Source organism: Tabrizicola fusiformis (assembly GCF_013328815.1).
Classification (GTDB): domain Bacteria; phylum Pseudomonadota; class Alphaproteobacteria; order Rhodobacterales; family Rhodobacteraceae; genus Fuscibacter.
In genome coordinates this window covers 276,038-296,386 of the sequence record NZ_JABUHN010000003.1, presented here as the reverse complement: position 1 = coordinate 296,386, position 20,349 = coordinate 276,038, and the positions used below count along the sequence as shown (strand labels likewise).

Annotated in this window: 15 protein-coding genes; 8 read left to right on the top strand and 7 right to left on the bottom strand. The window is 67.0% G+C overall.

Annotated features, from left to right (window positions below):
* The first annotated feature begins 279 nt into the window (after positions 1 to 279).
* Positions 280 to 939: an SDR family NAD(P)-dependent oxidoreductase gene (locus HS053_RS06220; RefSeq protein ID WP_174210345.1), complete on the top strand. Its 660-nt coding sequence runs from the start codon at positions 280 to 282 to the stop codon at positions 937 to 939.
* Between the two features lie 27 nt (positions 940 to 966).
* On the opposite strand, the gene HS053_RS06215 is transcribed toward HS053_RS06220, so the two are convergent.
* Positions 967 to 2,418, bottom strand: a complete 1,452-nt coding sequence (locus HS053_RS06215) for an MORN repeat-containing protein (RefSeq protein ID WP_174210344.1) — start codon at positions 2,416 to 2,418, stop codon at positions 967 to 969.
* Between the two features lie 150 nt (positions 2,419 to 2,568).
* Between HS053_RS06215 and HS053_RS06210 the strand changes: the two genes are divergently transcribed.
* Positions 2,569 to 4,242, top strand: a complete 1,674-nt coding sequence (locus HS053_RS06210; protein ID WP_174210343.1) for an NAD+ synthase — start codon at positions 2,569 to 2,571, stop codon at positions 4,240 to 4,242.
* Between the two features lie 100 nt (positions 4,243 to 4,342).
* Here the strand turns inward: HS053_RS06210 and HS053_RS06205 are convergent, their stop codons facing one another.
* From HS053_RS06205 to HS053_RS06190, 4 genes are all read right to left on the bottom strand, one after another.
* On the bottom strand, positions 4,343 to 5,299 hold the full coding sequence (locus HS053_RS06205; RefSeq protein WP_174210342.1) for a 1-phosphofructokinase family hexose kinase: 957 nt from the start codon (positions 5,297 to 5,299) through the stop codon (positions 4,343 to 4,345).
* Positions 5,300 to 5,304: 5 nt separating this feature from the next.
* Complete coding sequence (locus tag HS053_RS06200; RefSeq protein WP_174210341.1) at positions 5,305 to 5,898, bottom strand: hypothetical protein; 594 nt, start codon at positions 5,896 to 5,898, stop codon at positions 5,305 to 5,307.
* A gap of 100 nt (positions 5,899 to 5,998) precedes the next feature.
* Complete coding sequence (locus HS053_RS06195) at positions 5,999 to 6,544, bottom strand: hypothetical protein (protein ID WP_241699763.1); 546 nt, start codon at positions 6,542 to 6,544, stop codon at positions 5,999 to 6,001.
* Complete coding sequence (locus tag HS053_RS06190) at positions 6,541 to 7,137, bottom strand: riboflavin synthase (protein ID WP_174210339.1); 597 nt, start codon at positions 7,135 to 7,137, stop codon at positions 6,541 to 6,543. Before HS053_RS06190 ends, HS053_RS06195 begins: the two co-directional genes overlap by 4 nt.
* A 175-nt stretch (positions 7,138 to 7,312) precedes the next feature.
* Between HS053_RS06190 and HS053_RS06185 the strand changes: the two genes are divergently transcribed.
* From HS053_RS06185 to HS053_RS06160, 6 genes are all read left to right on the top strand, one after another.
* Complete coding sequence (locus HS053_RS06185) at positions 7,313 to 8,602, top strand: capsule biosynthesis protein (protein ID WP_174210338.1); 1,290 nt, start codon at positions 7,313 to 7,315, stop codon at positions 8,600 to 8,602.
* Positions 8,603 to 8,690: 88 nt separating this feature from the next.
* Complete coding sequence (locus HS053_RS06180; protein WP_174210337.1) at positions 8,691 to 9,830, top strand: polysaccharide biosynthesis/export family protein; 1,140 nt, start codon at positions 8,691 to 8,693, stop codon at positions 9,828 to 9,830.
* A gap of 5 nt (positions 9,831 to 9,835) precedes the next feature.
* Entirely contained in the window at positions 9,836 to 11,881 is a 2,046-nt protein-coding gene (locus HS053_RS06175; protein WP_347233304.1) for a capsular polysaccharide biosynthesis protein, read from the top strand.
* 140 nt (positions 11,882 to 12,021) lie between these two features.
* Complete coding sequence (locus tag HS053_RS06170) at positions 12,022 to 14,979, top strand: MAC/perforin domain-containing protein (protein WP_174210336.1); 2,958 nt, start codon at positions 12,022 to 12,024, stop codon at positions 14,977 to 14,979.
* Complete coding sequence (locus HS053_RS06165) at positions 14,970 to 16,016, top strand: hypothetical protein (RefSeq protein WP_174210335.1); 1,047 nt, start codon at positions 14,970 to 14,972, stop codon at positions 16,014 to 16,016. The genes HS053_RS06170 and HS053_RS06165 overlap by 10 nt, the downstream gene beginning before the upstream one ends.
* A gap of 78 nt (positions 16,017 to 16,094) precedes the next feature.
* Positions 16,095 to 17,441: an MATE family efflux transporter gene (locus HS053_RS06160; RefSeq protein ID WP_458358880.1), complete on the top strand. Its 1,347-nt coding sequence runs from the start codon at positions 16,095 to 16,097 to the stop codon at positions 17,439 to 17,441.
* Positions 17,442 to 17,501: 60 nt separating this feature from the next.
* Here HS053_RS06160 and HS053_RS06155 read toward each other — a convergent pair whose 3' ends face one another.
* The gene (locus tag HS053_RS06155) at positions 17,502 to 18,917 is read right to left on the bottom strand and encodes an FAD-binding oxidoreductase (RefSeq protein ID WP_174210333.1); all 1,416 of its coding nucleotides are present in this window, start codon (positions 18,915 to 18,917) and stop codon (positions 17,502 to 17,504) included.
* A gap of 64 nt (positions 18,918 to 18,981) precedes the next feature.
* On the bottom strand, positions 18,982 to 20,340 hold the full coding sequence (locus tag HS053_RS06150) for an MBL fold metallo-hydrolase (RefSeq protein ID WP_174210332.1): 1,359 nt from the start codon (positions 20,338 to 20,340) through the stop codon (positions 18,982 to 18,984).
* Between the last annotated feature and the right edge of the window lie 9 nt (positions 20,341 to 20,349).

Below are 20,349 nucleotides of genomic sequence, written 5' to 3'. Positions count from 1 at the left end.
GTCCTTGAAGGTCTTGGCTTGCTGGTCCCGGGCGCTGGTCACATCCGAGCGGTCGCGCCCTAGGGCCCGCTCAGAAGCAGCCAAGAAGCAGAAGCCCGCGGGAATGCGCACGGATGCCCGGCGCGAAAGGCGCGGCGCAGGACGTGGCGATGATGGATTCCCGGGTCATGGCGGCGACTATAGGCAGGAAAAACCGGAAGGGAAGGGGGCAACGGCAAAAAATGCGGACTGGAAAGCGGGGCAGTGCGGGCTAGGTCCGGGGGCGGTATGGGGGATGCGATGCGGTCATTGATCATCGGGGCAAGCGGCGGGATCGGTGGGGCGCTGTGTGATGCCTTGCAGGCGCGGGGGGCGGTGGTGGGGCTGTCGCGGTCGCGCGACGGGCTGGACCTTCTGGATGAGGCCAGCATCGCCCGGGTTCTGGGCGCGCTTGAGGGGCCGTTCGATCTGATCGTTGTGGCCACGGGCGCCTTGCAGATCGGTGCGGCGACGCCGGAGAAAAGCCTGCGCGCGCTGAATGCCGAGGCGATGCTGGCGCAATTCGCGCTGAATGCGGTCGGTCCGGCTCTGGTGATCAAACACGCGCTGCGGCTGATGCCGCGCGGCGCGCCGTCGCGGCTGGCGGTCCTGTCGGCGCGGGTCGGCTCGATCGGCGACAACCGGCTGGGCGGCTGGTATTCTTACCGGGCGGCCAAAGCGGCGCTGAACCAGCTTGTGCATTCGGCGGCTATTGAGGCGGCCCGCAGCCATCCCCACGCCGTGCTGGTGGCGCTGCATCCGGGCACGGTGGCCACCGGGCTGACGGCGGCCCATTCCGGCGGGCATCCGGCCGTGTCGCCCGAAACCGCCGCCGCCAACCTGCTGGCGGTGCTGGACGGGTTGACCCCCGCCGATTCGGGCGGCTTTTTCGACTGGCAGGGCGAGGCCGTGCCGTGGTGAGGCTGGCGTGGTCCGGTCGGCGCAGGCTCAGGGAGTGGCCGGAGCCGCCGCAGGGGCCGCAGCGCCGGGCAGCGGGCCGGTCATCACCCCGGCCTTCCAGATGCCCTCGCTCACCTCGCCATTCTTGTAAGTCAGCTTGCCCGGCCCTTCGCGGCGGCCCTTGACGAAGCCGCCCTCATAGACATCGCCCGAAGGGTAGGTCGCTTTGCCTTGCCCCTCCATCTCGCCCGCCTTCCAGTCGCCGGCATAGATGAAACCATCGGGCTGGGTCAGCGTGCCGGTCCCTTCGCGCAGCCCGGCGACGAAGCCGCCGGCATAGGTCGTGCCATCAGGCCATGTCGCCGTGCCCTGACCCTGCCGCTTGCCCGCCTTCCAGTCGCCCTCATAGCGATAGCCGTCGGCATAGGTCATCACGCCCTTGCCCTCGGGCTGACCGGCGACGACCGCCCCTTCATAGGCCGCCCCGCCCGGATAGCCCGCCTTGCCGGCGCCCGTCATGGCGCCCGCGACCCAGACCCCTTCGTAAAAGGTGCCGTCGCGGTAGGTGATGCGGCCCTGCCCATCGGGCAGGTCGGCCTTGAAGGCGCCTTCATAGACCGAGCCGTCGGCATAGGTCATGCGGCCCTGTCCCTGCATCGCGCCCGCCACCCAATCGCCGGAGTAACTGGTGCCATCCTTGGCGGTGAAGGTGCCCTTGCCCTCGCGCCGGTCGGCCTTGAACCCGCCCTGATAGACCTCGCCCGTGGCATAGGTGACGCGGCCTTCCCCCTGCCGCAGCCCCTCGACGAACGGCCCTTCATAGACATCGCCCGAAGGCTGCGTCAGCTTGCCGGTGCCGTTGATCTGGCCATCGGCCCATTGCCCGACATAGGTCAGCCCGTCCGGCATGGTCAGCGTGCCCTGGCCCGCGCGCTCGTCTGCCTTAAGCTCGCCCTCATAGACGGCGCCATCGGCCCAGGTGATCTTGCCCTTGCCCTCTTTCTTGCCCGCAATCCAGCCACCGTCATACCGGTAGCCGCGCCCATCGGTCAGCACGCCCTGCCCATGATGCTGCCCGTCCAGAAACGCGCCCTCATAGACCGTGCCATCGGCATAGACCGCGCGGCCCTTGCCGGTCATCTTGCCGCTGGCCCAATCGCCCTCATAGCTGCGGCCATCGGGGAAGGCTATCTTGCCCACCCCTTCGGGCAGCCCCGCCACGAACTGCCCCTCATAGACCGAGCCGTCGGGATAGCGCGCGCGCCCCTTGCCCATGATCTGGCCTGCCACCCAGTCGCCGCTGTATTCAAAGCCGTTCGGCATCCGGTAGATCCCCGTGCCGTCCTGCAAGCCATTGGCAAAAGTGCCCTCATAGGTCGCGCCATTGTCATATTGCTTGGTGATCACCTCACCCTCGGCCCAGGATGCCGCAGGTGCCAGCGCCCCCGCCGTCACCGCCACCGCCAGCCGCACCGCGCGGCCGAATTTGCCCTGAGCCATGTTCTCTCGCTCCTCTTTGCGCCAAAGCCTAGCTTTCGCCCGCCGCGGTGACAAGCGCCGCCCCGGGGCGCCGGGCGGGGGCGGCGGGCTTCCCCCCGCCGCCGAACCTGCTAGAACCGCAAGGGTGATCCGCCGCAGGAGAGTTGCCTTATGGACCAGACCTTTCGCTTGACGCTGGCCCAGTTGAACCCGGTGATGGGGGCCATTGCCGCCAATGCCGCCCTTGCCCTGGACGCATGGACGCAGGGCCGCAGCGCCGGGGCGCAGATGGTGGCGCTGACCGAAATGTTCATCACCGGCTATCAGACCCAGGATCTGGTGCTGAAACCGGCCTTCACCGCCGATGCCATGCGCGCGATTGCCGATCTGGCCACGCAGATCACCGATGGCCCGGCGCTGGGCATTGGCGGGCCCTGCGCCCGCGATGGCAAGCTCTATAACGCCTATTACATTCTGGAAGGCGGCCGGATCGCCGCCACGGTGCTGAAACACGAACTGCCCAACAATGACGTGTTCGACGAGGTGCGGGTGTTTTCCTCGGCCCCGCTGCAAGGCCCCTACCGGGTGGGGCCGCTGCGCATCGGCTCACCCATCTGCGAGGATGCCTGGCATTCCGATGTCTCCGAGACACTTGCCGAAAGCGGGGCGCAGATTCTGCTGGTGCCCAACGGCTCGCCCTATCACCGGGGCAAGCCTTCGGTGCGCACGAACCTGATGGTGGCGCGGGTGGTCGAAACCGGGCTGCCGCTGGTCTATCTCAACATGGTGGGCGGACAGGACGATCAGGTGTTTGACGGCGCCTCTTTCGTGCTGAACCCCGGGGGCGAGCTGGCGGTGCAACTGCCGCAATTCGACGAGGTGATCGCCCATGTCGATTTCGTGGAAACCGCAGACGGCTGGCGCGCGCTGCCGGGGGAGCGGGCGCTGATCCCCAAGGTGGTCGAGGCGGATTACCGCGCCATGGTGCTGTCCTTGCGTGATTATCTGGCCAAGACCGGCTTTCGCAAGGTGGTGCTGGGCCTGTCGGGCGGAGTCGATTCGGCGCTGGTGGCGGCGGTGGCCGCCGATGCCATCGGCCCCGAAAACGTGCATTGCGTGATGCTGCCCTCGCGCTTTACCTCAGCCCATTCGCTGGAAGATGCCGCGGCGGTGGCGCGTGCGCTGGGCACAAGGCTCGACACCGTGCCGATCACCGGCGCGCAAGAGGCGGTGGGCGCCGCCCTCGGCCCGCTGTTCGAAGGGACCGCGCCCGGCATCACCGAGGAAAACATCCAGAGCCGGTTGCGCGGCGTGATGCTGATGGCGATTTCCAACAAGTTCGGCGGGATGCTGCTGACCACCGGCAACAAGTCGGAAATGGCGGTGGGTTACTGCACGATCTACGGCGATATGAATGGCGGCTACAACCCGCTGAAAGACCTGTATAAAACCCGGGTCTTCGCCACCTGCCGCTGGCGCAACGAAACCCATCGGCCCTGGATGCTGGGCCCCGCCGGAGAGGTGATCCCGCCCCGCGTGATCGAAAAGCCCCCCAGCGCCGAATTGCGCGACAACCAGAAGGACGAAGACAGCCTGCCTCCCTATCCGGTGCTGGACGCCATCCTTGAGGGGCTGGTGGAACGCGATGCCTCGGTCGCCGATCTGGTGGCCGAAGGCTTTGACCGGGCCACGGTGAAGAAGGTGGAACATCTGCTTTATATCAGCGAATACAAACGCTTCCAGGCCGCCCCCGGCACAAGGCTGACCAAGCGCGCCTTCTGGCTGGACCGCCGCTATCCGATGGCCATGCGCTGGCGCGATGAGGGGCCGGCCGGGTCAAGATGAGTATTTGGAGAAGGGCAAATGCAGATCGCCGCGCCTGTGATTGCCCTTCCTGAAATACTCCCGCCGGAGGCAGCGACGCCGGCCCGGGGCGCGGGCGGGGTCAGGCCGTGCTGAGACGGACTTCTGCCAGCAGCCGTTCGGCATCCTCGCGGCGGCAAAGCTGGGTGGCATCGGTCATCACCGCAGCGGCGGCGGCGGCGCTGCCGCGGCTTAGGGCCTCGGCCGGGGAGGTGCCGCGCGCCAGCGCCAGAACGAAGGCCGCGACAAAACTGTCGCCCGCGCCGACGGTGCTGACCACCTGAACGGCGGGCGCTGTGGCGAACAGGCGCTGCCCGGCATCGGCCAGCAGATTGCCCTCGGCGCCGCGCGCCACAACCACCACCCGCGCCACGCCCCGCCGCACCAGCGCTTGGGCGAAATCGGCGGTCTCGGTGCGGCTTTGCAACGGGCGCCCGGCCAGCGTTTCGGCCTCGGCCCCGTCCATCCGCAGCACCTCAAGCCCCGGGATCGGATGCGACACTGCCTGCAACAGCGCCGGACCCGAGGTGTCCAGAACCACCTGGCTGTCGGGCATCGAAGCGGCAAGTTCGGCGGGGAAATCCACCGGCACCCCGGGCGGCTGGCTGCCCGAGATCACCGAAAAGCCGCCGGGCCGGGCGGTGGCCCGCAGCAGCGGAAAGACCCGGGCGCGGTCTTCGGCCTGCCAGACCGGGCCGGGCAGCATGAAGCGGTATTGCCGCCCCGTCTCGCCCTCGCGCACACTCAGCGACAGGCGGGTTTCGCCGGGGCCGTGGATTGCCAGAAAGGCCAGCCCCTCGGCCCGGATCAACCCTGCCAGCCGGTCGCCGGTCAACCCGCCCAGCGCCACCAGCGCCAGACTTTCGCCGCCCAGCGCCCGCACCGCGCGGCTGACGTTCAGCCCGCCACCGCCCGGATCAAGCTGCGGCTCGTCGCAGCGCAGCTTTTCGCCGGGCGTCAGCCGGGCAACCCCGGTGGCCATGTCCAGCGCCGGGTTCAGCGTCAGCGTCAGGATCGGGCGCTGATCGGTTCCCGGCATCGGGGTTACTCGACGATCTCGATCGGCGTCTCGAAGCTGCCGGTCTTGGCCGAATTCTTGTCGCGCAGCGTGGTCACCAGCCGGTATTTGCCGGGTGAGATGCCGTCGAGGTTATAGGTCAGGTTGGCCTGAAACTCGCGGTTCTTGTAGCGCGAGGTCAGGTTCAGCTCGGTCACGTCCTGCACATTGGCCAGTTCCTGCCCGGCCTCGTCCAGCACCTGCAAATCAACGGCGAAGCCCACGGTATAAAGCCCTTCGCCCCCCGCGCCATAGCCAAAGCCGACGGGTTCCGCATAAAGGATGATCGGTTCGCCCGATTTGTAGACGGCATCTGGGCGCGGATTATAAAGGCCGAAACCGGCGGCGGGTTCGGTCACCGGCAGGGTTTCCAGAAACAGGATGCCCGGCGTCGCCTCCCAGACCTGCAGCACGATGTCCTGCGCGCCGGACAGCGCCGTCAGATAGTCACCGCCGCCGATGGCGGTTTCGACTTCGCCCGCCTTGTCGGCGGTCGGGCCGCCCCATGCGGCTCCGGTCAGGGCAAGGGCCAAGGCGGCACCTGTCACTGTGTTGCGGATGATTTGCCCTGCGGCTGCCATGTGAGAACTCCTTCCGTCCCGTGCCACGCCCTGCGCGACCTCGGGGCGAGCATAGGCCGTGGCCGACGGGGCGCCAAGCCGGAACTCGGGCCGCGCAGGCTCAGGCGGTGAAAAACCGCCCGGCCGGAAGGCAGGCCGCTAGTCGCCCGGCAAGGCACCAATCTGCCTCGAGCGGGGCATCGGCGATCAGGATCACCCGGTCCGATGGCAAGGGGCCAAGGGCGGCACGCAGCCGGGCGGCAATCTCGGGGAAGGGGGCCAGCACATGCGGCGCGGGGTGGCTGGCGTCAAGCTCGGGGTTGGTGGCCAAGGCCGAGACTGCAAGCGGCGCCACCGCCAGTCCGATCCGTGTGGCACCCGCGATGGCATTCAGGCGCGCAGCGCGGTCGGCCGGCAGGGCGGGTGACAGCGGCCGCACCCGCAAGGCGTTGGAGGAAAAGAGGAAAGCCACCACATCATGCCCGGTCTGTGCCCGCACCGAGGCATAGGTGCGATAGTCCAGCCCCAATTCCCTGGCGCGGCGCACGCGGGTCCGCACCACTTCCACCGGCAGGGTGGGCAGCAGGGCCTGCCGCGCGGTGGTCCAGCAATGGCGCCGCCATGTCGCGCCCGGCTCCATCGTCGGGCCGTTGTTGTGGCCGATCATGCCCATTCGCGCAACCGCGCCACATAGCGCGCCATGGTATCCACCTCGAGGTTCACACTGTCGCCGGGTTTGACCGTGCCCCAGGTGGTGACCTTTTGCGTATGGGGGATGAAGTTGATGCCGAATTCGCGGCCCGCCACCTCGTTCACCGTAAGAGAGGTGCCGTTCAGCGCGACCGAGCCTTTGGAGGCAATGAACTTTGCCAGCGGTTCGGGCGCGCGGAAGGTCACGCGCAGGCTGTCGCCCTCGGGGGTGCAGGACACCACCTCGGCCACGCCATCGACATGACCCGAGACGATATGCCCGCCCAACTCGTCTCCGACCTTCAGCGCCCGTTCAAGGTTGATCCGCTGGCCAAGGGTCCAGCCGCCGATATTGGTCTTGCTGACGGTTTCGGCGCTGATTTCCACGTCGAACCAGTTGCGCGGGTTGGCGCCAAGCGCAACGACCGTCAGGCAGACGCCCTCGCAGGCGATCGAAGCGCCGATGTCGATGCCCGCCACGTCATAGGCGGTGGCGATGCGGGCGCGCAGGTCGCCCTTCTGTTCGAGTGCGATCACTTCGCCCATGTCGGTGACGATGCCGGTGAACATGCGGGCCTCCTTTGTCGCTTCTGCCAGAGGTAGCGGCGCCGCGCCGCTGCTGCAAGGGGCCGATCTTGCCGCAAATTCGCCGCGCCCGAGGTCTAAGGGGGGGCGGGCAAGGACCAGTTTGCCCTTTACCTTTTGCGACCGGGCGGTCACGCCTTGGAAAACACCGGGACCAGACATGCAGCTTTCGGGCGCAGACCGCCGATTTCTTTTCCTGCAAGGCCCGCATGGGCCGTTCTTTCACGGTCTGGGCCGGATGCTGCGCGCCGCCGGGGCCCAAGTCTGGCGCGTGGGCTTCAACCGGGGCGACCGGGCCTTCTGGCCCGAGGCCGAGAGTTTCATTGCCTATCGTGGCACGCCCCAAGACTGGCCCGAAGCGTTTCGCTGCCTGATTGCCGAAAAATCCATCACCGATCTGGTGCTTTACGGTGATACCCGCCCGATCCATGCCGAAGCGGTGCGCCTTGCCCGGGAGGCGGGGCTGACAGTGCATGTCTTTGAAGAGGGTTATCTGCGGCCCTATTGGGTGACCTATGAACGCGGCGGGTCGAACGGGCATTCGCGGCTGATGCAGACGACCGTGGCCGAGATGCAGGCGGCGCTGGCCAAGGCCGACATGGAATTGCCCGACGCACCCGCCCGCTGGGGCGACATGCGCCAGCACATGTTCTGGGGCGCGCTCTATCACTGGTTCGTGCTGACCGGCTTTTGGGATTTCCGCAACTTCCGCCCGCATCGCAAGCTGACCGTGGGGCAGGAGTTCTGGCTTTACTGCAAACGGCTGATCCTGATGCCCTTCCATCGGTGGGAGCGGATGCTGGCCACCTACCGCATCAAACATGGCGGCTTTCCCTATCATCTGGTGCTGCTGCAACTGGAGCATGACGCCAGTTTCCAGATGCATTCGCCGTTTTCCACCATGACCGAATTTCTTGAGGTGGTGGTTGAGGGCTTTGCCAAAGGTGCCGCCCCGCATCACCATATCGTCTTCAAGGCGCATCCGCTGGAAGATGGCCGGGCGCCCGTCGCCCGTGACATCCGCCGGCTCGCGCGGCTGCACGGGGTCGAGGGGCGGGTGCATTTCGTGCGCGGCGGCAAGCTGGCGGGGCTTTTGAACCACGCCCGCAGCGCCGTGACCGTCAATTCCACCGCAGGCCAGCAGGTGCTGTGGCGGGGGCTGCCGCTGAAAACCTTCGGCGCAGCAGTCTATGCCAAGCCGGAATTCGTCTCGACGCAAAGCCTGCCAGACTTCTTTGCCCTGCCCAGCCGCCCCGACAGCCGCGCCTACCGCGATTATCGGCATTATCTCTTGGAAACCAGTCAGGTGCCCGGTGGGTTCTACAGTTCGCGGGGCCGGCGCGAGTTGCTACGACAGGTTGTGGACATGATGTTACAGGCCGAAGATCCCTATGAGGCGCTGCGGGCAGGCAGAGCGGCGCCACGGCAACAGTTGCGCCTCGTGAAGTGACGCCGGAAAGCGGCGCTGGCATTTTCTGACGCCTTTCTGTAGGGTTGTCGGCAAAACTTGAGGTAAACTCCAAAAAGGAGCCCGAGCAGTGAGACTGAACAGATCAAGGGGGGCGACGGCCCTTGCCCTTGTCGCGCTTCTTGGCGGCGTCGGAGGCTGCGGCCTGCCGCGGTCGGGGCCGAACAAGGCGGAAATCTACAAGGGGTCGGTCCTGAAAGAGGGCGATGCCTTTATCGTCACGGTCAATTCGCGGGTGACGCGGGCAACCGCGGTCATGGCGGCCTTCGGCTTTTCGCAGGGCTTCCAGAATGCCGGGGTGTTGCCGTCGGACCTTATCGCGCCCGGGGACATTCTGGCGCTGACGATCTTTGAAAACGTCAAGGATGACCCACTCTTGGGCAATTCGGGTCAGCGCGTTTCGGCACTGAGCGAATTGCAGGTGGACGGGCAGGGCTATATTTTCGTGCCCTATGCCGGCAAGATCAAGGCGGCGGGTCAGACCGTGGACGGCCTGCGCCAGATCGTCACCAAGAAGCTCGATACGCAAACCCCCGATCCGCAGGTGCAGATCGCCCGGGCGGCGGGTGACGGTTCGACCGTCACCATGTCGGGCGCGGTGGGCGGGCAGGGGGTTTACCCCATCGAACGCTCGACCCGAACCCTGTCGGCGATGCTGGCCAAGGCGGGTGGCGTGTCGATTGAACCTGATATCGCCATTGTGCGCGTGACGCGGGGCAGCCATACCGGCAAGGTCTGGCTGCGCGACCTTTACGCCAACCCGGCGCTGGACATCGCGCTGCGCCCCGGCGACATCGTGACGGTCGAACCGGACAACCGTTTCTTTGTGGCGCTGGGGGCCACCGGCGGGCAAAGCCGCGTGCCGTTCGAGAACCAGACCCTTTCGGCGCTTGAAGCGATTGCGCTGGTCGGCGGGCTGAACTCGGCCACCGCCGATCCGACCGGGGTTTTCGTGCTGCGCAACGAACCGGCGGCGATTGCCAATGCCGTGCTGGGCCGCAAGGATTTGCAGGGTGCGCAGCGCATGGTCTATGTGCTGGACCTGACGCAGCCCACCGGCCTGTTCGAGGCGCGTGATTTCCTGATCCGCGATGGCGACACGATCTATGTCACCGAGGCGCCCTATGTTCAGTGGCAAAAGACGCTGTCGGTGATCACCGGCACCGCCTCTACCGCTTCGAGCCTGAGCAGCACCGCCAGCGGGGGCTGATCCGCGTGGCCGCAGCCGCACATGACACAGCCGCCGGGGATATTCCCCGGCGGCTGTTCTTTTACAATGGTGGCTTTCTGAACCCGCGCCTGCGCCGTATCCTGAGCCTTGCCGGGCATGAGGTGCGGCTGGGTCTGCCCGGCCCGCAGGATGGCGTGGTGGTCTGGGGCCGCAGCCCGCACGCCGGGCGCGGCGAGGCGGTGGCGGCGCGGCGTGGCGTGCCGCTGGTGCGGGTCGAGGATACCTTCCTGCGCTCGATCCGGCCCGGGCGGGCGGGCGATGCCCCGCTGGGCCTGTTGATCGACGGGCAGGGTGTGCATTTCGACAGCAGCGCCCCCTCGCGGCTGGAGCGGATTCTGGTCACGGCCCCCTTGGACGAAACGAACCTTCTGGCCCGCGCAAGGGACGGGATTGAGCGTATCCGGGCGCTCGACTTGTCGAAATACAACATGCACGATGAAACCCCGCCTCCACCGCCGGGCTATGTCTTGCTGGTGGATCAGACGCAGGGCGATGCCGCGATCACCCATGCCGGGGCGACGGCGGCCAGTTTCGCCGAAATGCTCTGGCGCGCGATGGAGGATCATCCGCAGGCGCGCATCGTGATCAAGTCGCATCCCGAAACCGTGCTGGGCCTGCGGCGCGGCCATTTCGCCGGGCCGCTGCCCGACCGGGTGCAGATTTGCGCCGGGCCGGTTTCGCCCCGGGCGCTCTTGGAGGGGGCCATCGCGGTTTACACCGTTTCCTCACAACTGGGGTTCGAGGCGATCCTTGCCGGGCATCGCCCGCATGTCTTTGGCCAGCCCTTCTATGCCGGTTGGGGCCTGACACAGGACGAAAACCCCGTCGCGCGCCGCAAGCGCAGGCTGACCCGGACACAGCTTTTCGCCGCCGCGATGATCCTGGCGCCGACCTGGGTTGACCCCTGCCGCGACCGGCTGTGCAGCTTTGAAGAGGCCGTGGATCAGCTTGAGGCCGAAGTGTGCGCCTTCCGGCAGGACCGAAGAGGCCATGTGGCGGCGGGTATCCGGCTGTGGAAGCGCGGCTGGATGCAGCGGCAGTTCGGGCGGGAAAAGCCGGTGGTCTTCATCGACGACCCCGCGCGGGCGGCTGCCGCTGCGGCCCGCAGCGAAAAGAGCCTGATGGTCTGGGCGGGCAAACTGCCCGACGGCTGGACTGAACCCGCCTTGCGGATCGAGGACGGGTTCCTTCGCTCGCGCGGGCTGGGCGCCGATCTGGTGCCGCCGCTGTCGCTGGTGGTCGATGATCTGGGCATCTATTACGACCCCGGCCGCGAAAGCCGGCTGGAGCGGCTGATCCAGTCCGCACCGCCCCCGGGCGGTGCTGCGCGGGCGGCGCGGCTGCGGGCGCAGATTCTGGCGGCGGGCATCAGCAAATACAACCTGCCGGGCAGCCTGCCCGACCTGCCCGAGGGCCACCGCATTCTGGTGCCGGGGCAGGTCGAGGATGACGCCTCGATCCGGCTGGGCGGGGGGGAGGTGCGCACCAACCTTGCCCTGATGCAGGCGGTCCGCAGCGCCCATCCGCGCGCCGTTCTGGTCTACAAGCCGCATCCCGATGTCGAGGCGGGCCTGCGCCCCGGCGCCATCGCCCCCGATAGCTTGCGCGGATTGGCCGATGTGGTGGCGACGCGGGCCGATCCGCTGGCCCTTCTCGCCGCCTGTGACGAGGTTTGGACCATGACCTCGCTTTTGGGGTTCGAGGCGCTGTTGCGGGGCAGGCCGGTGACCTGCCTTGGCGCGCCGTTCTATGCCGGTTGGGGGCTGACGCGCGATCTTGCCCCGGTGCCGCTGCGGCGCAGGCAGGCGGCGGATGGCCACCCGCTGCCGCGCCCCGATCTCGACACGCTGACCCATGCCGCGCTGATCGGCTATCCGCGCTACTTTGACCCGGTCTCGCGCCGCCCCTGCCCGCCGGAAGTGGTGGCCGAACGGCTGGCCAAAGGTCAGATGCCGCCGCGCGGGCTGCCGTTGCGGTTGCTGGCCAAGGCGCAGGGTTTGCTGGCCAGCCGCGCCCATCTCTGGCGCTGAAGGCGGATTTATCCCCAGAAAACTGCCCTGACCTTGCATTCCCGGCTTAGTCAATCGCCCGGGCCGTGCAAGGATGGCGTGAATTCAGCCTGCCCATTTGCCCAAATCCTGTTCGGCCAAGACCCTGTGCGGAGTCTCCCATGCGCCTGATCGTTCTTCTGGCAATTTGTCTGGTTCCGTTGTCGCTGGGCGGCGCCCTGGCGCAAAGCCTGCCGCAAAATCCGCCACCCTTGGCCTATGCGCCGGTCGATCTGACGGGCGACCCCGATACGATTGCCTTTCCTGCCGATTACCGGCTGGATTTCGGCAGCACCGGCGCGGTCGAGCTGGGGGTGACCCTGCCTGCCGCCGATACCGCCGGTTATCCGCAGGTGATGACCATTCTTGCGCATGAAGGCGATGGTGCGGCGGCCTTTCGGGTGCAGATCGGCGGTGCAGGCACGCGGATCGGGCTTTATGACGGCAGCCGCGGTTCAGCCCTTCCTTATGATTTCCGAGCGGGCGGGTTCTTTCAGATCGGCCTGTCGATCCGCGAGGGGCAGACAGAGGTTTTCATCAATGGTCAACGCATTGGGGCGATGGCGCGGGGTGTGGGGCAGGGGCGGGGAATGCCGCTCTATCTGGGGGGCCAGCGCGACCGGCGCAATTCCTTTCTGGGGCTGATCCATTACATCCGGCTTTGGGATATCGACCTGCGGGCGCAGGACTATGCCCGCACCATGGCCGAATACGGGTCTCTGCCCGCGGGCGACCCGCTGCTGCCGCAACTGGTGGCCTATAGCCAGTTCACCACCCAAGGGGCCAGCATTGCCTATACCGCACCGGACCCAGGACTTGCGCTTTTGGCCGGGGGGGTGGGCAACAGCACGGGGCAGGTGTTCGACCTTGCGCTGCCGCCCGACAGCGTGGTGACCGAGTTGTTCGGTTCCTGGGACAGCCATTTGCGCGAGGTGGGGCTGGTCGTGCGCAACCGGGCGGGCGAAGAGCATATCCTCTCGGCCAAGGGCAGCGAAGAGGCCAAGCCGGTGACCGAAGCCTGCGCCACCCCGCCCTGCCCGGTGACCATGTTCCAGAAACGATCGGCGGCGATGCGCTTTGGCCCCGGCGGCGATGCAGTGGTAGCGCTGGAGGGCACCTTTGACGCCAGCCAGCTTTACAGCCTGACCTTCCACCTCCGCTCGGGCGAGAGTTTCACGCTGGGCCACCCGAATGATGCGGCAACCCGGCAGCGGGTGGACCTGTCGCCCGGAACCGGCTTTTCCGGGCTGCGGCTGTTGGCGGATGCGCAGATCAACGGGGCGGCCCTTGGCTTTGCCCTGCCGGTGCCGCCCATGGATGTGCATGGCCGCTGGGTGGTCACTGTCGATCCCCTGCCGCACAAGCGCGACGATGCTGCGGTGCGCGGCGCCGACGGGATCAGTCTCTATGGCGATTATTCCAATCAGGCGGTCTATTCGGTGGTCTTGCGCGACAATGGCCAGACGGTGCGCCTGCAGGGGCTTGGCCTTGCCACGCTGGAGTTTCGGCTGGGTGCGGATGGGGCCTACCGCGACAGCGCCGGGCAGGCGCTGCAATTTCCCGACGAAAACAGCATGATGGTGGACGATCTCTTGCTGCAACGGGTGGCGCCCTATCCGTCGATCTCGGCCGAGGACAGCAGCTTTGCGGCCTTTGGCGGCACCTTCGATCTGGATTTGCAGGTGCCCTTCACCGACCACATCTTTCGGGGCCATGAAATCGGGTTGATCGACCCGCTGAACCTGCAAGACCCCACCCCCCTGCGCCGTCCGGTGTTCAAGGCGCCTGCCGCCGACAGCCGCGACTTCTATCCGTCCTATCAGAAGATCATCCCCTTCGGCCTGTTGCACTACCCTGACATCCGCGAGCAGGAGCGCAGCCTGACCGAGGGCTTCACCAGCGCCGACGATTACACCAGTTCGATGAGCCGCAATGTCGGCATCTCGATCGGCATTCCCAAGGTGTTTTCCTTTGGTCTGAACGCTTCGGTTGCAGAGCAGCGCGAAGAGCAGGCCAGCCAGCAGCAGCAGTTTTCGGTCACGCAGGATGTGCGGACCGAACGGGCGCTGGTGGTGGACATGCGCCATATCGAGCTGGACCCGGCGTTCGAGGCGCGTATCCTGACCATGGCGCGCGACCTCAAGCTGGGGGTGCCGGCGGATTATTCCACGCTGATCCTCGAATATGGCACGCATTTTCCCTATGCGATGACGGTGGGAACGGTGTCGTCCAAGAGGCTGCAATTCTCGCTTGCCGCCTTTTCCGAAATGTATGCCAAACAGCAATCCATCGAGGTGACCGCCAGCGCCACGGTGCGTGGCGTCAAGGCGGGGGCGCAAGGCGGGCAGGACAGCGGCAATTCCTCGACCCTGTCCAAGGAGATGTCCGAGCAGAAAGAGGCGCTGGATGCCGTGGGCAGCGAATTGTCGCCGGTGCCGGTGTTTCTGGACCTGCGGCTGCTTTCGGACCTGCTGGCGCCACCCTTCTTTGACGATCCGGTGATCCTGACGCAGATGCGCGCGGGGCTTGAAGCGGCGATCAAGGCGCATGTCGCCAATTTCCCCAACAAGACCCTGCGCCCGGAAGACATCTATGAGCCGTATTTCTTCAAATTCGGCGTGCAGTCGGTGCGCTATGGGGTGGATATCTCGGGTGGCGTCATCGCGCCGCCGCCGAACACCTTCTCGGGCAAATTCACCTATCTGCAGCCGGGGCAGCAGAACTGGGCCGATCTTGAGACCATCCCCGTCCGGCCCGGGCGCGACATCAACCTGCCCTATCCCGTGCCGCCGCTGGAGCGGCAGATGATGCTTACCGCGTCGCAAATCTGCTATCAGCAGGCCAATTTCTATATCGGCGGTGCGTTCAGCTTCGACTATTCCGATGATGGCTCGAACCTTGTGAACATCGGGATGAGGGTGGCGAATTTCTATCTGCCGGGCATGGGGAGCGACAGGGCGACCCAGACGCTTGAAGTGGGCTTTACCCAGAACCAGCCCGATGTGTTGAACGTCACTTTCTTCCTGCAACGCCTTCCCGATATGGACGGCGGGTTCAAGGAGTTGCCGACATGCCAGTAATGCGCCTTCTGACGGGCAGTGTCGCGGCCCTTGCCCTTGCCTCCGCCGCCGCAACCGTCGCGGGGGCCAGCGGGGACGACAAGCAGGACAAGAGTTTTCAGCGGAACTTCCCGTCATCCCGCGCCGCCCCTGCGCCCGCGACCCCGCCGCAGGCTGCCGCGACCAACAGCTCCACAAGCTCGTCGCGGCCGCGGGGGCTGACGCGGGCGGTGGCCACCCGCAACCTGCGCCCCGATGCCGTCGAAAGCGAAACTGACCGCCGGTTGCGCGAACAGATCGCAGCGCTGCGCGCAGATAACCGTGTGGTCGAAGGCATGTGGTCGCTGCGCCCCGATGATCTTGCGGCGCGGGGCGGCGGTGACATTCACGGCACGCAATGGAATGTCGGGCTGGGACCGCGCAGCACCTCGGATCTGGCCAGCAGTCTCAGCGTGCTGACGATCCGCAACCTGACGGATGCGGCGATGTCGATGGCGCGCGGCAGTCCGAACGCCCCCGATCTGCCCGCCGCCGAGCAGATGGACATGGTGATCCAGCGCCAGCCGCTTCTGGCCTCTGGTCTGGTGATCCTGCCGACCGAGGAGCAGCTTGCCGCGATTTTCGCCTTCAACGCCGAATTCGAGCGGCGGATAGGCGCGGTGATTTCTACCAATGGCGAGGTCAATCCCGACGATGTGTTCAATGCCCTGACCACCGCGCAACAGGATGAATTGCGCCAGTATGTGGTCGAAAACGGCCTTGCCCGCAAAGACGCTGCCGACCGGATGGAAGCCAGCCAATTGGTGCTGCTGGAGCTTCGCAGAGACGAGCAGGACCGTGGCGAGGGCAGCTTTGCCGGAGAAGAGCCGCGCGCGCGCAGCAACAACAACGATGACGATGACGGCAGCGCCGAAGACTATTCCGACGACCCGCCGCCGCCGCCCGATGACGACGGTTCGGATGCGGGCAACAACGACGACAACAACGACGACGATGGCGAACCCGATGATCCGCGCGGCAAGGAGCCGGTCCGGCGCCGGGGCGGAGAGAACCGCTAGTCACATGCCGCAGCGCGGCGGAAGCGCCGTCTTGCCGCCGTCATTTTGGGCGGTTATGCCTGCCATATGATCAAAAGAATGACATATCCGGCCCATGCGCGGGCGATCCTTGCGCTGGGCGTGCCGCTTGTCGGCTCGCATCTGGCGCAGATGATGCTGCATGTCACCGATACCGTGCTGATGGGCTGGTATGGGGTGAATGAACTGGCGGCGCTGGTGCTGGGCTCCTCCTCGTTCTTCGTGATTTTCATTGCCGGGTCAGGCTTTGCCCAGGCGGTGATGCCGATGGTGGCGGCCGCGCTGGGCCGCGGCGACGAGGCGCAGGTGCGCCGTGATGCGCGGATGGGGCTGTGGCTGTCCATCGCTTTCGGGCTGGCGACCTATCCGCTGTTCTGGTGGGCCGAACCGATTCTGCTGGCTTTGGGCCAGACGCCCGAAGTGGCCGCGCTGGGGCAAGAGTTTCTGCGGATTGCCGGGCTGGGCATGGTGCCTGCGCTCTTGGTGATGGTGCTGAAAAGCTATCTGGCGGCGCTGGAGCGCACGCAGGTCGTGCTGTGGGTCACGCTGGGCGCGGTGGTGGTGAACCTTGGCCTTGCCTGGGTGCTGATCTTCGGCAAGGGGCCGTTTCCCGAACTGGGGGTGACCGGGGCGGCCATCGCCTCGCTTGCGGTGCAGGTGGCGACCTTTGTCGCGCTGGCGTTCTATGCGGCGCTGCTGCCGTCGCTGCGGCATTTCCACCTGTTCCAGCGCTTCTGGCGGGCGGATTGGCCGGCACTGGTGCAGGTGTTCCGGCTGGGCTGGCCCATCGGCATCACCTCGCTGGCCGAGGCGGGGCTGTTTCAGGCGTCGGCGCTGATGATGGGCTGGATCGGCACGGTCGAGCTTGCCGCCCATGGCATTGCGATGGAAGTCGCCTCGCTGGCCTTCATGGTGCATGTCGGGCTGTCCAATGCGGCCACGGTGCGCGCGGGCCGGGCCGAAGGGGCAGGCGATGCGCAGGGGCTGCGCGACGGGGCGCGGGCGGCCATCGCCATGTCGGTGGTCTATGGGTTGAGCATGGTGGCGCTGTTTCTGGCGCTGCCCGGGCCGATCATCGCGCTGTTTCTGGATGCCTCCAAGCCCGAGGCGGCGGCCATCATCGCCTTTGGCACCAGCCTTCTGGCGGTGGCGGCGCTGTTCCAGATGGCCGATGCGATGCAGGTCATGGCGCTGGGCCTGTTGCGCGGCATCCGCGATACCCGCGTGCCGATGATCGCCGCCGCGATCAGCTATTGGCTGATCGGTATTCCTTGCAGCTATGTGCTGGCCTTCAGGCTGGGCTGGGGCGGGCAGGGGCTGTGGCTGGGCCTGACGCTGGGGCTGATCTGCGCGGCCTCGAGCATGATGCTGCGGTTCTGGGTCCGGGCGCCGCGCGTTTTGGCATAGGCTGCGCCCGGCCCCGGCGCCGGATGCCTCCGGCGGGGATATTTGGGCCAAGATGAAAGGTCAGGCGCGCAGGACGGCGCCGGGGTTCAGGATGCCCAAGGGGTCTAGCGCCTGTTTGATCGCCCGCATGGCCGCGAGCTTGCCGGGGTCGCCATAGCGTTCCAGATCGGCGACCTTCAGACGCCCGATGCCATGTTCGGCGGAAACCGATCCTTCCATAGCATGCACAAGGTCGTGGACCGTGGTCTTGATCGCCTCGCGCTGGGCGAGGTAGTCGCCCTTGCTGCGGCCCTTGGCGGGGAAGACGTTGTAATGCAGGTTGCCGTCGCCCAGGTGGCCAAAGCAGTTGATACGAAAATCGCCGAGTGCCGCCAGCGCGGCGCCCGCCTGCGGGATGAAGCGGGCGATGGCCGAGAGCGGTAGCGAGATGTCATGCGACGAGATCGCGCCGATCCGGCGATTGGCCTGCGGGATCGCTTCACGCAGCGCCCAGAGCGTGGCGCGTTGCGCCTGGCTGGCGGCAATGGCGCCGTCACGGATCAGCCCGGGCTCCATTCCCGCTTCGATCAGGCCGGCCATCGTCTCTTCGGCGCCGCCGAAACCCTCGGGCAGGGCAAGCTCGACCAGCACCATCCAGTCGCCTTCGGGGCGGAAGGGCTGCGGCAGGTCGGGCATCGTCTCGGTCAGGAAATCGAGGCCCTGCCGGTGGATCAGCTCGAAGGCCGAGATCAGCCCGGTCGCCCGTGTCTGCGCCAGATCGAGCATGCAGAGCGCGCCCGCCGGATCGGGCACTTCCAGAAGGGCGGTGGCGGTGGAGGCGGGCTGCGGGAAAAGCCGCAGGCTGGCGGCGGTCAGGATGCCAAGGCTGCCCTCGGCCCCGATCAGCAGGTGGCGCAGGTCATAGCCGGTATTGTCCTTGCGCAGCCGTTTCAGCCCGTGGACCACCGTGCCATCGGCCAGCACCGCCTCGACCCCAAGGCAGAGGTCGCGGGCATTGCCATAGCGCAGCACGTTCAGCCCGCCGGCATTGGTGGACAACAGCCCGCCGATCCGGGCCGAACCTTCCGAGGCCAGCGACAGCGGGAAGAGGCGGCCCGCGGTTTCGGCATGGGCCTGCGCGGTGGCAAGGATCATGCCGGCCTCGACCGTCATGGCGTTTTCCTCGGGCCAGAGGCCACGCAGCGCCGTCATCCGCTCGAGGGATATCAGCAGCGGTGCCGGACCCTCGGGCAGGATCTGGCCGCCGACAAGGCCGGTGCCACCGCCAAGGGGCACCACGCCCACCCGGGCGGCAGAACAGGCGCGCAGGACGGTGGCCACCTCTGCCGTGCTGCGGGGCAAGGCGACCGCGCCTGCCAGCCCGGTCCAGCGCCCGCGCGGCTCTTCCAGATGGCGTGGCTCGGGAGGACGCAGGCCGTCAGGGGGCAAGAGCGCGCCCAGATGGCCCAGAAAGGCGGCGTCGGCGGGGTTCAGCATCGGCAGGCTCCTTTGCTCCTTGATAGCGCGGGGGCGGCCGGGGCAAAACCCCCCGCGCCGGGGCTCAGGGGATCGGCGCGGGGGAGAGGAGCAGGATGGTCGGCCGGCGCGGCAGGGTTTTCAGCGAAACCTCAACCTCGGCGCCATCGGCGATTTCGATGGCGAAGTCGCCCTGCGCCGTGGTCAGAAAGCGGGCCAGCGTCGTCTCGTTGAACCAATGCATCGGCAGCACCAGCCTTGGCCGCAGATCGCGCAGCACGTCGGTCATCGTCGCCACATCCATCGTAAAGCCGCCATCCACCGGCACCATGACCACATCGACCCGCCCGATCGAGGCGCGCTGCGCGGTGGAGAGTGGCTGATGCAGATGGCCCAGATGCGCGATGCAGAGGCCCGCCACCTCGAACAGGAAGATCGAATTGCCATTGGCGCGGCTGCCCTCGCCAAAGGGGCCGCGCAGGTCGGAGGTGACGTTGCGCACCTGCATCTCGCCCAGATCAAGGTCGATCCGCGCGGGCTGGCCGGGCGGACCCCAGCCGCGCAGCACATGGGCAATGCGCGGGTCGGGCGCGTCGGTGTAATGGCTGTCATGGGCGTTGTTCATGGTGACGACATCGGGCACCGCATCGGGATTGCCGATGAAGCCGGTGTAATCCGTCACCGCCAAGAGGGCGCCCGGGGTTTCCAGCGCGAAACTGGCATGGCCAAGAAAGCGCAGCCGAACCGTGCCCTTGTCCAAAGGATCGCCAAAGGCGGCGGGCAGCAGCCGTGCCTCTCCGGCGGCAAGCGCGATGCACGCGGATTGGGCCGCGGCCAGCGCCGGGGCGAAGATCAGGGCGAGGAGGACCAGAAGGCGCATGGTCTGAGTGTAGGGCAGATGCCGCGCCGGTCCAGCCCTACAGCCCTGCGCCAATGCCAGAAGGGCCTTTACCGTGTTGCAATTGCGCGCGGTAACCGGCACCGCCAAGAGCCGGGGCAGGCGCTCGGCCAGTTTTGAGCGGCCAATCCCATCCGGCGCGTGCAGATACAGCGCGTCGGGGGTAAGGTGCATCTCTTCGGTCGTTGCCAGAGCGGCGGCCTCGGCCGGCAGCGGCGTGGGCCGGGCGAGGAAAAAGACATGCACCTTGGCGCCATCCGCCGCAGCCGCTGCGTCAAAGGGGTTGGCGGCGTCGATTGCCTGAAGCGCGGCAAGATCCATCAGGAAAAGATCGGTGGTCAGTCCGAAGCGGCTGGCGAGACCGGCGGCGAGACGCCCGGCCAGATCGGGCAGACCGGGGTCGTCGAACACCGCGTTGCCGCTGGCGATCAGGGTGCGCGGATTGCCAAGGCCGAGGTCGGTCAGCATCTGGCGCAGGCCGGCCATCGGCAAGCGGCCATGGCCGCCGACATTCACCCCCCGCAGCAACAGGATGCGCCGCGTCATGGCCGGGAC

Bases quoted from the DNA above. Each gene is read 5' to 3' on its own strand.
- HS053_RS06220 (WP_174210345.1), top strand. From the start codon at position 280: ATGCGGTCATTGATCATCGGGGCAAGCGGCGGGATCGGTGGGGCGCTG.
- HS053_RS06215 (WP_174210344.1), bottom strand. From the start codon at position 2,418: ATGGCTCAGGGCAAATTCGGCCGCGCGGTGCGGCTGGCGGTGGCGGTG.
- HS053_RS06210 (WP_174210343.1), top strand. From the start codon at position 2,569: ATGGACCAGACCTTTCGCTTGACGCTGGCCCAGTTGAACCCGGTGATG.
- HS053_RS06205 (WP_174210342.1), bottom strand. From the start codon at position 5,299: ATGCCGGGAACCGATCAGCGCCCGATCCTGACGCTGACGCTGAACCCG.
- HS053_RS06200 (WP_174210341.1), bottom strand. From the start codon at position 5,898: ATGGCAGCCGCAGGGCAAATCATCCGCAACACAGTGACAGGTGCCGCC.
- HS053_RS06195 (WP_241699763.1), bottom strand. From the start codon at position 6,544: ATGATCGGCCACAACAACGGCCCGACGATGGAGCCGGGCGCGACATGG.
- HS053_RS06190 (WP_174210339.1), bottom strand. From the start codon at position 7,137: ATGTTCACCGGCATCGTCACCGACATGGGCGAAGTGATCGCACTCGAA.
- HS053_RS06185 (WP_174210338.1), top strand. From the start codon at position 7,313: ATGCAGCTTTCGGGCGCAGACCGCCGATTTCTTTTCCTGCAAGGCCCG.
- HS053_RS06170 (WP_174210336.1), top strand. From the start codon at position 12,022: ATGCGCCTGATCGTTCTTCTGGCAATTTGTCTGGTTCCGTTGTCGCTG.
- HS053_RS06165 (WP_174210335.1), top strand. From the start codon at position 14,970: ATGCCAGTAATGCGCCTTCTGACGGGCAGTGTCGCGGCCCTTGCCCTT.
- HS053_RS06160 (WP_458358880.1), top strand. From the start codon at position 16,095: ATGACATATCCGGCCCATGCGCGGGCGATCCTTGCGCTGGGCGTGCCG.
- HS053_RS06155 (WP_174210333.1), bottom strand. From the start codon at position 18,917: ATGCTGAACCCCGCCGACGCCGCCTTTCTGGGCCATCTGGGCGCGCTC.
- HS053_RS06150 (WP_174210332.1), bottom strand. From the start codon at position 20,340: ATGACGCGGCGCATCCTGTTGCTGCGGGGGGTGAATGTCGGCGGCCAT.